Here is a 12,350-nt window from a genome sequence, read left to right as displayed (position 1 = left end):
TGTAAGACGCAAGAACATACACGCTTATTAGCCGCGTACCGCGGCTATTTTTATTCAAACGATAAATGTTCATGTCAGCTTCACTTGTTCTAAAATGTTGTATCGAAGCCGCAGATCGCGCTAAAATGGCTTTACATGTAATGCTAAAAAAACGGGGGCTTCGCCGTGACGATGAAATGGATCGACTTGTCCAGGAATGCGATAGATTTATACGAGCAGAAGCATACAGGCGGACATCTCGTGTCCGAGCATTATCACCAGACGTACCAGCTGCTATTTGTGCTGGAGGGAGAAGGCGCTATCCGGTTGGAAGGGGGAGTTCGGAAGCTGGCGGTCGACGATACGGCGCTGATCGTTCCGTATTCCGTCCACTCCGTCATGTCCGACTTCAGGCTGACCTTGTTAGTGTTGGCGTTTGACGAGGCAGTGCTCGATCCGGATATGAGGGCGCAGCTGCTCCACGCATACTTTCCGGCCTCCTGCCTGATGAAGCCGGGATTGTTTGCTGCGAGCGAACTGCGTCAGCTGCTGAGGAAAATGCTGTTCGAGCAGTCCAGGGAGCTGTCGCCGCTCGTCCGGCTTTCGCTCAAAGTCCAGCTGTCTCAGTTGCTGCTCTTGCTGGTTCGATCGGCCGGAACGGAGGCTGCCGGAGCGGGCACCAGCTCCAACAAGCTGCGTGCCGAGAAAATTCGCAGCTATATCGATTCGAAGTATTTTGATCCGCTGACCGCGGGGGACATCGCCTCCAAGCTGGACATCAGCACGCGGCATGTGAACAACATCTTCAAGGAACGGTATAACATGACACCGATGCAATATTTGACCGAGGTACGCATCCGCGTCGCCCAGAAGCTGCTGGTGGAAACGGGTAAGGATATTATATCGATCTGCTTCGAGGTCGGCTACGATTCCGTGTCTACGTTTTACCGGTCGTTCAAAGCGGTCGCCAAGCTGTCACCAAAAACGTACCGGGAGCTGAACGCGCCCACGCAAGCTGAGTAGGCAGGGAGCCTTATTGAAACATATTTTCCCCTTCATCCCCCATCGGATAAGCGCCGGCGGGGGGTTTTGTTTTTTGCTCGAATAATTCGCTTCCAAAATTGAGAATCGTGTTCCCGTAATTGTAAGAAAAGTGGTTTCGCATCGACTACAATACGGTTATACGAAGCGAAGGGAGCGATGAATGTGGCAGTTCGCAACATCGGCATTATTATGAACGGCGTTACCGGACGGATGGGAACCAACCAGCATTTGATCCGTTCGATTCTTGCGATTCGCAAGCAAGGGGGCGTCGCGCTGCCGGACGGAGACGTCATCATGCCCGACCCGATTCTGGTCGGCCGGCAGGAGAGCAAGCTGCAGGCGCTGGCCGCCGCCCACGGCGTCGAACGTTGGAGTACCGATCTTGAAGCATGCCTCGCCGATCCGTACTATGAAATTTATTTCGACAGCCAGACGACGGTGCGCCGCGCCGAAAGCATCAAGCAGGCGATCGCCGCGGGAAAGCATATTTATTGCGAGAAGCCGACGGCCGTCGATTTTGAAGGGGCGCTTGAACTGGCCCGCATCGCCGCTGAGGCAGGGGTGAGAAACGGCGTCGTGCAAGACAAGCTGTTTTTGCCAGGATTGCTCAAGCTGAAGCGTTTAAACGACTCTGGCTTCTTCGGGCGTATCCTGTCCGTGCGGATGGAGTTCGGCTATTGGGTGTTCGAGGGCGACTGGCAGCAGGGTCAGCGGCCATCGTGGAACTACCGCAAGGAAGACGGCGGCGGTATAATCGTCGACATGTTTGCACATTGGCGCTATGTTCTCGAGAATTTGTTCGGGGAAGTGAAGGCTGTTTCCTGTCTTGCCGCTACACATATTCCGAAACGTCTGGATGAGCAGGGCGTTCCGTACGAATGCACGGCGGACGATGCGGCGTACGCCATATTTGAGCTGGAAGGCGGCATTATCGTGCAGGCCAACTCGTCCTGGGCGGTGCGCGTAGACCGCGACGATCTGCTCACGGTTACGGTCGACGGCACCGAAGGCAGCGCCGTGGCGGGTTTGCGGGACTGCAAGACGCAGCATCGGGTTAATACGCCGAAGCCGGTATGGAATCCGGACATTCCGAACCCATTCCGGTTCCGTGACCAATGGGTGGAGGTGCCAGACAACGCATCATACGACAACGCGTTCAAGGTGCAATGGGAACTCTTCTTGAAGCATGTCGTCATCGGCACGCCGTTTCCGTGGGATTTGCTCGAAGGCGCGAAGGGAACCCAGCTTGCCGATCTCAGCTTGCAGTCGTGGCAGGAACGCCGCTGGATCGACGTGCCGAAGCTGAGCCTGTAAAAATAAATACTAAAAAAATCTGCTTTTCAGCACCGAGAAGGTTGGATGAAGCTAGGGACTGAGCAACGCAGCGTAGGTGAGCCTACGTGAGTAGCGGAAGGCCCGGCTGAATTCAAGATTCGACATCGAGTAAGCTTCATAGCTATACTTCGTGATCAGAAGCCGATTTTTTAATTACCTCTTAAGGAGGGGAATACAGATGACCCAATCGCTGCTCCTCCCCCGCGCAGGGGGAGCGTTGTTTGAATATACTCCGGGCAAAGCAGGTTCGTTCTCCGTGCCGGCCAAGCCGTTTACGGGCCGCATTGCCTTCTCGGCCGCCCATGTCGTCTGCGATCCGTTTGCGGACGCAGATCCGCTGCATCATTCGCAGATTGATTGGAACTCGACGCTCGCCTACCGGCACCATTTGTGGTCGCTCGGTCTGGCCGTGGCGGAAGCGATGGATACTGCGCAGCGCGGCATGGGCCTCGACTGGAACCGCTCGAAAGAGCTTATCCGCGCTTCGATCGCGGAAGCGCGCTCGGTCGGTGGCAAAATCGCCTGCGGCGCGGGAACCGACCATCTGTTTCCGGGTCCGTCGGTCACGATCGCCGACGTGGAAGCCGCCTATGAAGAACAAGTCGGCTTCATCGAAGGCGAGGGCGGTCAAGTCATTCTGATGGCGAGCCGTGCGCTTGCCGCTTGCGCGAAAGGGCCCGAGGATTACGAGCGGGTGTATGGTCGCATTTTGGGACAGGTAAAACAGCCGGTCATTCTGCATTGGCTTGGCGACATGTTCGATCCCGCTCTGGCCGGCTATTGGGGATGCAAGGACGATCTGGACGACGCGATGGACGTTTGTTTGCGCGTCATTCGGGCAAACGCGGACAAGGTCGACGGGATTAAAATCTCGCTGCTCGATGCCGGTAAAGAAATCAAGATGCGCCGGCTGCTGCCGGAAGGCGTCAAAATGTACACCGGGGACGACTTCAACTACCCGGAACTGATCAAGGGTGATGAGCAGGGCTACAGCCATGCGCTGCTCGGCATATTCGACGCGATTGCGCCGGCCGCCGCCCAGGCACTTCATGCGCTAGACGCAGGCGATCTGGTCAGTTATGAGGCGATAATGGAGCCTACTGTTGCCTTGTCCCGTCATATTTTCCAGAAGCCGACGTACGCCTACAAGACGGGAATTGTGTTCATGGCCTACCTGAACGGCCGCCAACCGCATTTTCGCATGATCGGAGGAGCGGAAGGATCGCGCTCGATCGTCCATTTGGCCGAGCTGTTCGTCCTTGCCGACCGGGCCGGGCTATTGGCCGATCCGGAGCTTGCCGCCGAACGGATGAAGCCTGTCTTGGCGCTGGCGGGTATTTGGCCATAATCATTTATAGAGATGTTTGAAATCCGGGAGGGATCAGTATGGAACCGCTTCGTTCCATAGACAGACTCAGCTTGAACCAGATTACGACCGATCGGCTGAATATGCGTGAGGCCGTGGAAGCAAGCGTTCGTGCCGAAGTGCCTTGGATCGCGTTGTGGCGGCATAAAGTGGCCGAGACCGGCCTGGCCGAGAGCAAGCGGCTTGTGCGGGACGCGGGCCTGCGCGTCTCCAGCCTGTGCCGTGGGGGTTATTTTCCGGCGGCCACCGCGCCTGCGCGCAAAGAGCGGTTGGACGACAATCGCCGCGCTGTCGAGGAAGCGGCCGAGCTCGGCACCGATGTACTCGTACTCGTTTGCGGACCGGCGCCAGACCGGGATATCGATTTCGCCCGCAAGACAGTCGAAGAAGCGATCGCGGAACTTGTGCCGTTCGCCCGCTCGCACGGAGTCAAGCTCGGCATCGAGCCTTTGCACCCGATGTACGCCGCTGAACGCTCCGTCATCAATACGCTGGCGCAAGCCAACACGCTCGCGGAGCAGCACGACCCGCAAGACGTCGGCGTCGTCGTCGATGCGTTCCATGTCTGGTGGGACCCCGAGCTGTACGCGCAAATTGAGCGGGCCAGGGGGCGTATACTCGGCTTCCACGTCTCCGATTGGATCGTGCCGGTACCCGACCTGCTGATGGGCAGAGGAATGATGGGGGACGGCTTTATCGAGTTGCGCCGGATGCGTCATGCCGTTGAAGCGGCCGGTTACGTGGGGGCGATCGAGGTGGAAATCTTCAACCGGCAGGTATGGGATATGCCGGGAGACGAGGCGCTGACGCTCATCAAGGAACGTTATTTGCAGCATGTATGAATGATAAATTTGCAGCTTTGGCGGGCCGGGAGAATCGTTCCCGGCTCGTCAAGGCATAGCTTTGGAGGGAAGGAATGTGAAGATTTGTCGCACCGCGCTGATCGGGATCGGGGGATTCGGCGCTGAACATGTGAAAGTCATGCAGAAGCTGGTCGAAGAGGGTAGCCTGCAGGTTGCTGCTTTTGCGGAGCCGAATGTCGGCGCTCATCAGGAGTCTTACGACAAGCTGACCGCGCTTGGGGCCGTCCATTATATAGACTACGTGCAGATGCTCACGCAGCATCCGGATATCGATTTTGTCGTCATCGTCACGCCGATCTCCGCCCACAAGCCGATGTGCATCCAGGTGATGCGGATGGGCTTTCACGTGCTGGTGGAGAAGCCCCCGGCGGTAACGATTCAGGACTTGGACGAGATGATCGCGGTGCAGATGGAGACCGGGCGCTTGTGCCAGGTGAACTTCCAGAATACGTCGGGCCAGGCGTTCCGAACGCTGCTGGAAAGGATCAGCTCCGGTGTGCTCGGGCAGGTGGAGCATGTGGTCGGTATTGGCATGTGGAAACGGCTTCGCTCTTACTACGATCGAACCCGCTGGGCCGGTAAACTGATCAGCGACGGCCAGTATGTGCTGGACGGGACGTTCAACAATCCGTTCGCCCACTTGCTGCACCATAGCTTGCTGGCGGCCGGAGGAGGCGCCGCAGACTTGTACCCGGAATCGGTGCAGGCCGAGCTTTACCACGTCAATGACATCGAGGGGGACGATGTCTCCTGTATTCGCGCCGTTATGGCTAACGGTGTGAGCGTTCATTTTTACGCCATGCTTTGTCACGAAGTCAGCGAAGTGCCTTCGATTGCCGTGTACGGAACACGAGGGGAAGCGCATTGGAATTACCAGAACAAGCTGACCATTCGCGCACAGGACACCGAAGAGGATTTGGCGTTTGGTCCGACCGATTTGATGTGCAGCATGTATCTGAACCTGATGGAAGCGATTGAAACCCCAGAGAAACCCCTCTTCTCGCCGCTCAAGGCAAGCCGAAGCTTCGTGCTGGTATCCAACGGCGCCTATGAGTCGGCTCGCGCCGTTCGTGCCATTCCAGGCCGATTCGTGACCGAGCGGGAGGATGGAGAATCCACGGTGCGCTTGCTGCCCAGCTTGTCCGAAAAGATGAGAGACGCGGCAGCGAAGCGGCAACTGTACAGTGAATATCCGCTTCCTTGGGCGACACCGACCCGGCTGTTCCGGATGGAGGGCTACAGCCGATTCGAGCTGCCTGCCACGATGTGCACAAATAACGGTAGACCGACCAATTAGAGGCGTTCCTTCAGGTAGCGACGGCAGCGTTCCGGAGGCTGCTATTACCCGTGAGCAGCTGATCACGCTCCTGTACCGGTATGTCGAGCAACCTGCTGTGGACGGCATCAACAAGAGCTTTCCGGACAGCGGCGAGAATTTCCGCTTGGGAAAAGGATGCCATGAGCTGTGCTACGAAATTGGGATCCTGAACGGCATGCCAGGGAACCTTCTAGACCCTGCCAGTATTGTCTCGCGGGCTGAAGTGTCCGCCATACTCACGCGCTTTATAGCTTGGCTAAAGTAATGCATCTTGGTAGAAATCCGATCTCGGAAGTGTTGTTCCGATTGTTTTACCGAGACAAAACTCGAACGCTTGTTAACAAACGGCGCGTGAGTACATTGGTCAAACCTTCGATATGATTCATCTTATCTTGGTCAGCTCTTCCCATTCGATGCGACCATTCGACACGGTGTCTCGGATTGATGCGTGCTTCAGCTTGAATATGAGAACCGATATCTGCACGGCGGATCTTGAGCGATCGCGACTCGAATATGTTGCTCAAGATCCGCTTAGGTTGTAAGACGACAAGAACATACACGCTTATAAGCCGCTAAACAGCGGCTTTTTTTGTTTTGAAGATATTGTAGTTTTTAGCATTTTATAATACGTGGCTGAGCAGGCTCCAAAGAAGAACCGAGTACGATAAGCTGATGCCCGCAAAAACGGAGTAACAAATTTATAACTGGCTTCAGACATTAAGCTAACAGGCAGGATAGTGCTAATTAGTCTTCAGGAATATCGACAAATTCAACCCCTAACTTTTATCGAAATTTTAATTTATATTGAATTTATGAACAATAAAAGTACGGATAGGAGGGCGAGAAAATGAGTCAAGTCCGGAACTACTACGAGAATTCACAAAATAAAGAAAGCATAAAATCAATTTATAACACAGGTAATAATCTTAGTGCTAAGTATGAGGTCATGGGTAAATACGGAATATCAACAGAAATGTTTGAAACTTGGACCATAGATAAGCTTAACTTGTTGGGCAGTGAACGCGTTCTTGATATTGGAACAGGGAATGGGAGATTCTCGATCCCCACCAGTAAAATTTTGAAGAATAATGGCGGGTTTATGGTTTGTTGTGACTTAACAGAAGGAGTTATGAATTCAGCACGTATTCAGGCAGAACAGGAAGGGCTACCTATCCTCCACATGATTGCTGACGCTGAAAAATTGCCGTTTCTTTCTGATGAGTTTGATGTCGTCATGGCTAATCACATGCTTTACCATCTACCTGATTTGAAAAAAGGATTGAAGGAAATTAGCAGAGTTTTAAGAAATACAGGACAATTTTTAGCTACGACTAATAGCAGCCGGGGAATGCCTGAATTCTTCGCACTGCATCAGGAGACAATGCATCAGTTACATATCCCATTTGAAATTAAAGACGATCCGATTCCTTTTTCCTTAGAAAATGGAGAGGCCATACTGTTAGAGCACTTTAATCGAGTAAAACTACTAACTTATGAGGCAGGATTCAAGGTAACAGATCCAGAGCCTGTGTTAAAATACTATATGGCAACTCAACTCTATCAAGGTCCTTTTCATGACATATCATTAAGCCGCGAACAACGGGAAGCAATTTCACACACTTTCCTTACTCTAACTAGACAAAAAATTGTATCCTGTGGTGGAGAATTGATCATTTCAAAACCAGTTGCGGCTTTTATTTGTGAAATGAATTAACTAACGGGGACGATAGCTCAATTGAAGACTTTTTCTCTAACAGGTAGTTTTCTTGATTCGTGATCATTAAAAAGTAAAAACACCAGCTTTTTAGTTTCAGTTCTTAAGTCGCTCGCCGGAACCCCGGCGTACATCGGAGGCTTCATGCACTTCAAGCAATGCCGACATCAGCGGCGACGGGGCCATTCACGAGGCTGGCCCTGACCAAGTCGATGCAGGTCGACTACGCACCGTACAACATCCTTTATAGTTGCGCAGTCGTAGGCCGATCTGGAGGAAAAGTATGAGGCACTGTTCCATGCCTCCAACGAATCGAAGATCATGATGGACTTGCTTTTCTACATCGATGGCGTCATCGTCTTCAGAAAAAATGCTTAGGGAGGACCATAACCTATGAAACTGCTAACCTATCTTGAAGGCAATACATACCGCCTCGGTGTCGCTACCGAGGTAGGCATCGTCGACGTTGCGGCGGCACTTGGTGACGGCCCGGGACCGCGCACCGTGCACGAAGTGATCGAAGGCGGGGAGGAAGCGATACGGACGCTGCAGCAAGCAGTTAACCACACACTGGCGTCTTGCAGCGACGTCCTGCTCGGAAAATCGGGTCTCAAGCTCGGACCATGTGTTACACATCCGAACAAAATCATTTGCGTCGGCCTTAATTACCGCAAACACGCCGAGGAGACGAACGCGCCAATCCCGGAGTATCCGATTCTATTCAGCAAATTCAGCAACACGTTGGCTGCTGACGGCGAAGACGTGCCGCTGCCGCGCACATCGCAGAAAGTTGATTACGAAGCCGAGCTTGTCATCGTGATTGGCAAGACGGCCAAATATGTCGCCAAGGAAGAGGCGCTGGACTACGTATTCGGCTACTGCGCCGCCAACGATATGTCCGCGCGTGACCTGCAGATGCGCACTCAGCAGTGGCTGCTTGGGAAGTCGTGCGACAAATTTTCGCCGCTCGGGCCGTACCTCGTTACCGCGGACGAGGTCGGCGATCCGAACGCACTAGACATCAAGTGCATAGTAAACGGCGAAGTGCGTCAGCATTCCAACACGTCGGACATGATTTTCCGCTGCGACGAAATCGTCAGCTACATTTCGCACCATATGACGCTCGTGCCCGGCGACATTATTTTGACCGGGACGCCGGAAGGCGTCGTGCTCGGCAAACCGCCGGAGAATCAGGTCTACTTAAAGGCCAGCGACATCGTCACGATTAATATCGAGAAGCTGGGAAGCCTCACGAACCGCATGATATCCGAATAAGCGCGAGAAACCAAGTTATGATGTAATCGCCAGTAACATTGCCTCACAGAGAGTAGCTCATCGATTAGGGTATTTTCCCGCATGGGTTTCTGATTGGCGATGCAATTTTGTAGGACTTGAACAGTAATAGTTTCTTTAAAAAGTTAAGCTACCGGGGAACGATAGCTGAATGAAGACATTTAAGGCAGCCGGCTTTTTGGCCGGATGCTTTTTTTCAAATAACGGGCAGTATAGTATCGCGACATCCAATATATGGTATTGTGGAAAATGAAGTTAATTTCATGTTATATGCTGATTGAGGATAGCTTCTGAATGGGGGGATTTCTTTGGTAGATGCATATTTGCCGCCAAAACATCAGATTTCAGTGTCGGCACTCATTGAGAATAATAAAGGTGAAGTTCTGTTAGTAAAGACTCATTGGCGCTCGGATACGTGGGAATTCCCTGGTGGAAATGTAGAAGAAGGTGAATCACTTGATGATGCAATTACTCGTGAAGTCCTTGAAGAGACTGGAATTCTGATACGTCCCATTGGTGTAACGGGAGTTTATTACAAGGAAACAAGCAATCTATTATCGGTGGTATTTAAAGCAGAACTCATTGATGGACAATTAAAAATTCAGCCCGAAGAGATAATGGAAGCTATGTTTGTAAGGCTGACGGTGAGCAACATAGAACAGTACATTACTCGTCCTCATATGAAGTCACGATCATTAGATGCAATTCGGAGTAAGGGGTTCGTACCGTATGAATTTTGGAAGACAAAGCCGTTTCAACGGATTTCTCGCTTAGACCCTCACGGTGTACAACCTGAAGTGAAGCAAGCTAACGGGAAATGATAGCTCAATGAAGATAATTGAGGGCAGTCGACCTAAAAACTGGCTGCTTTTTCCTCAACTAACGGGCAGGATAACGGGGAGTAGGGGGTTGCTGTTTATTATGTAAGCGACAGGAACATAGACGCTTAATAGCCGCGTAGGAGCGGGCACATTAAGATATTGGGCAGATTACATCAATACGGTTGGAATTTTATAGGGAATATGGTCGTTATAATGTAATGAGCTGAGAGGAGTGATTATTGTAAAATTTCTTTGTACTAGCATATTAATCGTTGGATTGCTGATTTTATTTGGTTGTTCAAATACTTCCGAAAAAGATGCAGAAGTCAGCCCAAAGTTTGTAAGTGAAGGAATCGAAATGCAAGGCATAGAAGGGAAAATCGGTATCTTGGGACCGAATTTCGTGGCGAATCAGGCTAATAAACATATGTGGCACTTATGGGGAAGTAAAGCTGATTTGGACGGGGAATTTAAAGTCGATGCCATGAATATAAAATCCGGTGAGAAGATAAATCCGTTTACTGCTGATATTCCTACATCCTTGTTCGGTCCAAATAACGGTGCAGATGCACATTTACCATCCTCAATGAGGCTACCGAAACCTGGCATTTGGCAGCTTAACGCTTATATTGATGAGAAGTTGTTCGGCAGTATTAATGTCGAAGTCAAATGATTATTGAAACTAACGGGAAACGTTAGCTTCAATAAACCGCCTTTTCACCAAGGCGATTTTGCAAGGGATATCAGACTACCTCCGGGAATTCCAGGATCTGGAGCAGGCGCTCATCTTTTTCTGCGAACAATTCGTAGCTTCTGCGAACGGTTCGTCCGATTACAGCGCTCTGATCCGTCTGGTTACAATGGAAGCCGCCAATCTGCCAGCCACGTTTTTAGAAAAGCTGGATAACGCAACGGAAGAGGGGATTACCAGGAGGTTTACCGAGTTTGGATAAACCGGACTGCTCGATGTGCCAGATCCTGTAATAGCTACAAAGCATTTCGCTGCCTTAACGTTTTTATTGGTATTTGATCAACCGAGAAAAAACGGGACATTAGAGGAGGAACAAACCAAACGTATCATCACTGAAGGCGTACGCGTCTTTCTTTGCGCTTATGGAAAACGCACCGTACAAAACGAAAATCAACCATCAAACTGATAACTTGCTAACATTCCCGACTGATGAGAAGAACTTGGTTACATTCCCCATGATTTCATTGAAGTAAACATTTGGTATGTGTGACTGGCGTAAACGTAGAGACCCACGAGGGAGCACAAATTGTCATATGCCGTACGCCTAGGCAGACGTAAGGGTTAGGTCTCCCTGGTTAAACAGGATGGTCCAGAGAGAATGGCTCGATCTGATTTTTAAAAAGTCGAAACAGATGTGTGCTGGATTACCAATCAGATTCATTCAGGGAGGAAATAACATGCTATATGAGTTGCGAATCTATACGATTTACGAAGGTCGAATGGATGCCATTCAGGACAGATTTAAGGAGCATACGTTTAGAATTTTCACAAGGCTGGGAATGAAGGTCGTGAATTTCTGGATAGATGCAACGGGCCAAAATAAAATATATTACGTGATGGAATATGAGGATATGGCGCAGCGTCAAAGGCTATGGGAGCAGTTCAAGAAAGACATCGAATGGATTCAAGTAAAACGCAATTCGGAAGAAAACGGAGGGCTCATCGTCGAAAAAATTGATGAATATTTTATGAATCAAGCTGAATTTTTCAGATTGGGAAATTGAACTAACGGAAAACGATAGCCGAATAAACGAACAGGAAGAGTTGCCGGTGCTAATCGGCAGCTTTATTACGCTAACGGGCAGTTTAGTTCATTTGTTATACTTGATCTATATAATTAGTGGGGCGAAAAGGAATGGGAATAAGATTAGCAACTAAAAATGAACTCCAATGGGTAAATGAACAGTATCAGAAAATAGGCTTTATGCCGAGTAATTTAGAAAATGAAAAAATTGCAATAGTTACACATCAGGATGAATTTGCAGGCGTTGGAAGGATTGTTTATCTTAATGCAGAAGAAGCTGAAATTGGCGGTATATATATATTGGATAAGTTCAGAGGATTATCGCTTGCAAATGAGTTAGTTGATTACTTGGTAAAGGAAACTAAAAAAAATAATTTAAAAGAAGTGTATTGTCTACCGTTTGAAGAGTTAAAGCATTTTTATCAAAAATTTGGTTTTAAAGAATTTGACTATGAGGGCAAACCAATTAACAATCATATCCTAAAGAAGTTTCAATGGTGTTTAGACACCTATGAGAAGAAGGTTTTATTACTTAAATTATAATAATAACAAAAGCTCAGCTGTAAGACGACAAGAACATATACGCTTAAAAGCCGCATGGCAGCGGCTTTTTTTGTTTTACCGATAATGAGCCAAGATCGGCTCGTCATTTCTCGGGGACTCCGATCAGCGTAGCGGCCGCCTGGTATACTCCCAGCCCGCACAACGCGCTTGCAAGCCCCTCGACTCCTCGCGCGAGGAACCACGTTCCCGGATACGTTTGGCAGATGGCGATGCCTCTCTCGAAATGTGCCAACGCTTCTGTGGGCCTCTGCCGGATTAACGCAATATATCCCAAGGCC

14 protein-coding genes and 1 riboswitch are annotated in these 12,350 nt (G+C 50.4%); of the genes, 13 read left to right on the top strand and 1 reads right to left on the bottom strand.

All coding sequences use genetic code 11. The features are described from left to right. The first annotated feature begins 171 nt into the window (after nt 1-171). From MKY74_RS21495 to MKY74_RS21435, 13 genes are all read left to right on the top strand, one after another. Entirely contained in the window at nt 172-1,002 is an 831-nt protein-coding gene (locus tag MKY74_RS21495) for a helix-turn-helix transcriptional regulator (RefSeq protein WP_244169225.1), read from the top strand. A gap of 183 nt (nt 1,003-1,185) precedes the next feature. After that, nucleotides 1,186-2,337, top strand: coding sequence for a Gfo/Idh/MocA family protein (locus MKY74_RS21490; protein ID WP_076169258.1), 1,152 nt, complete (start codon nt 1,186-1,188; stop codon nt 2,335-2,337). A 199-nt stretch (nt 2,338-2,536) separates the two neighbouring features. Next, nucleotides 2,537-3,706: a dihydrodipicolinate synthase family protein gene (locus MKY74_RS21485; protein ID WP_076165185.1), complete on the top strand. Its 1,170-nt coding sequence runs from the start codon at nt 2,537-2,539 to the stop codon at nt 3,704-3,706. A 38-nt stretch (nt 3,707-3,744) separates the two neighbouring features. Further along, nucleotides 3,745-4,566 (top strand): sugar phosphate isomerase/epimerase family protein, encoded by an 822-nt coding sequence (locus MKY74_RS21480; RefSeq protein WP_076165187.1) that lies wholly within the window; start codon nt 3,745-3,747, stop codon nt 4,564-4,566. A gap of 76 nt (nt 4,567-4,642) precedes the next feature. Next, nucleotides 4,643-5,884: a Gfo/Idh/MocA family protein gene (locus MKY74_RS21475; RefSeq protein WP_076165190.1), complete on the top strand. Its 1,242-nt coding sequence runs from the start codon at nt 4,643-4,645 to the stop codon at nt 5,882-5,884. 868 nt (nt 5,885-6,752) lie between these two features. Further along, nucleotides 6,753-7,619 carry a class I SAM-dependent methyltransferase gene (locus tag MKY74_RS21470; RefSeq protein ID WP_076165192.1) on the top strand — a complete coding sequence of 289 codons (867 nt, stop codon included), beginning with the start codon at nt 6,753-6,755 and terminating at the stop codon, nt 7,617-7,619. A 393-nt stretch (nt 7,620-8,012) separates the two neighbouring features. Further along, nucleotides 8,013-8,894 carry a fumarylacetoacetate hydrolase family protein gene (locus MKY74_RS21465; protein ID WP_076165194.1) on the top strand — a complete coding sequence of 294 codons (882 nt, stop codon included), beginning with the start codon at nt 8,013-8,015 and terminating at the stop codon, nt 8,892-8,894. 326 nt (nt 8,895-9,220) lie between these two features. Continuing rightward, nucleotides 9,221-9,733, top strand: a complete 513-nt coding sequence (locus MKY74_RS21460; protein ID WP_432206585.1) for an NUDIX hydrolase — start codon at nt 9,221-9,223, stop codon at nt 9,731-9,733. Nucleotides 9,734-9,965: 232 nt separating this feature from the next. Continuing rightward, the gene (locus tag MKY74_RS21455) at nt 9,966-10,406 is read left to right on the top strand and encodes a DUF4871 domain-containing protein (RefSeq protein ID WP_167372815.1); all 441 of its coding nucleotides are present in this window, start codon (nt 9,966-9,968) and stop codon (nt 10,404-10,406) included. 58 nt (nt 10,407-10,464) lie between these two features. Continuing rightward, entirely contained in the window at nt 10,465-10,686 is a 222-nt protein-coding gene (locus MKY74_RS21450) for a hypothetical protein (protein WP_244169136.1), read from the top strand. Nucleotides 10,687-10,701: 15 nt separating this feature from the next. After that, on the top strand, nt 10,702-10,890 hold the full coding sequence (locus MKY74_RS21445) for a TetR/AcrR family transcriptional regulator C-terminal domain-containing protein (RefSeq protein WP_244169137.1): 189 nt from the start codon (nt 10,702-10,704) through the stop codon (nt 10,888-10,890). Nucleotides 10,891-10,960: 70 nt separating this feature from the next. Next, nucleotides 10,961-11,041, top strand: a riboswitch (ZMP/ZTP riboswitch). A gap of 120 nt (nt 11,042-11,161) precedes the next feature. Beyond that, entirely contained in the window at nt 11,162-11,488 is a 327-nt protein-coding gene (locus MKY74_RS21440) for an NIPSNAP family protein (protein ID WP_076165196.1), read from the top strand. A 131-nt stretch (nt 11,489-11,619) separates the two neighbouring features. Continuing rightward, nucleotides 11,620-12,051 carry a GNAT family N-acetyltransferase gene (locus MKY74_RS21435; RefSeq protein WP_076165198.1) on the top strand — a complete coding sequence of 144 codons (432 nt, stop codon included), beginning with the start codon at nt 11,620-11,622 and terminating at the stop codon, nt 12,049-12,051. Nucleotides 12,052-12,154: 103 nt separating this feature from the next. On the opposite strand, the gene MKY74_RS21430 is transcribed toward MKY74_RS21435, so the two are convergent. Continuing rightward, on the bottom strand, nt 12,155-12,304 hold the full coding sequence (locus tag MKY74_RS21430; RefSeq protein ID WP_167372816.1) for a hypothetical protein: 150 nt from the start codon (nt 12,302-12,304) through the stop codon (nt 12,155-12,157). Between the last annotated feature and the right edge of the window lie 46 nt (nt 12,305-12,350).

The organism is Paenibacillus sp. FSL R5-0378, assembly GCF_038009285.1.
In the GTDB taxonomy this organism is placed as follows: domain Bacteria; phylum Bacillota; class Bacilli; order Paenibacillales; family Paenibacillaceae; genus Paenibacillus_AQ; species Paenibacillus_AQ favisporus.
Note: the sequence above shows the minus strand (reverse complement) of the source record. Positions and strands in the feature narration are given on the sequence as shown.

What these genes read in the sequence shown, in the direction of transcription:
- MKY74_RS21495 (WP_244169225.1), top strand. Translation starts at nt 172, where the DNA reads ATGAAATGGATCGACTTGTCCAGGAATGCGATAGATTTATACGAGCAG.
- MKY74_RS21485 (WP_076165185.1), top strand. Translation starts at nt 2,537, where the DNA reads ATGACCCAATCGCTGCTCCTCCCCCGCGCAGGGGGAGCGTTGTTTGAA.
- MKY74_RS21480 (WP_076165187.1), top strand. Translation starts at nt 3,745, where the DNA reads ATGGAACCGCTTCGTTCCATAGACAGACTCAGCTTGAACCAGATTACG.
- MKY74_RS21470 (WP_076165192.1), top strand. Translation starts at nt 6,753, where the DNA reads ATGAGTCAAGTCCGGAACTACTACGAGAATTCACAAAATAAAGAAAGC.
- MKY74_RS21465 (WP_076165194.1), top strand. Translation starts at nt 8,013, where the DNA reads ATGAAACTGCTAACCTATCTTGAAGGCAATACATACCGCCTCGGTGTC.
- MKY74_RS21440 (WP_076165196.1), top strand. Translation starts at nt 11,162, where the DNA reads ATGCTATATGAGTTGCGAATCTATACGATTTACGAAGGTCGAATGGAT.
- MKY74_RS21435 (WP_076165198.1), top strand. Translation starts at nt 11,620, where the DNA reads ATGGGAATAAGATTAGCAACTAAAAATGAACTCCAATGGGTAAATGAA.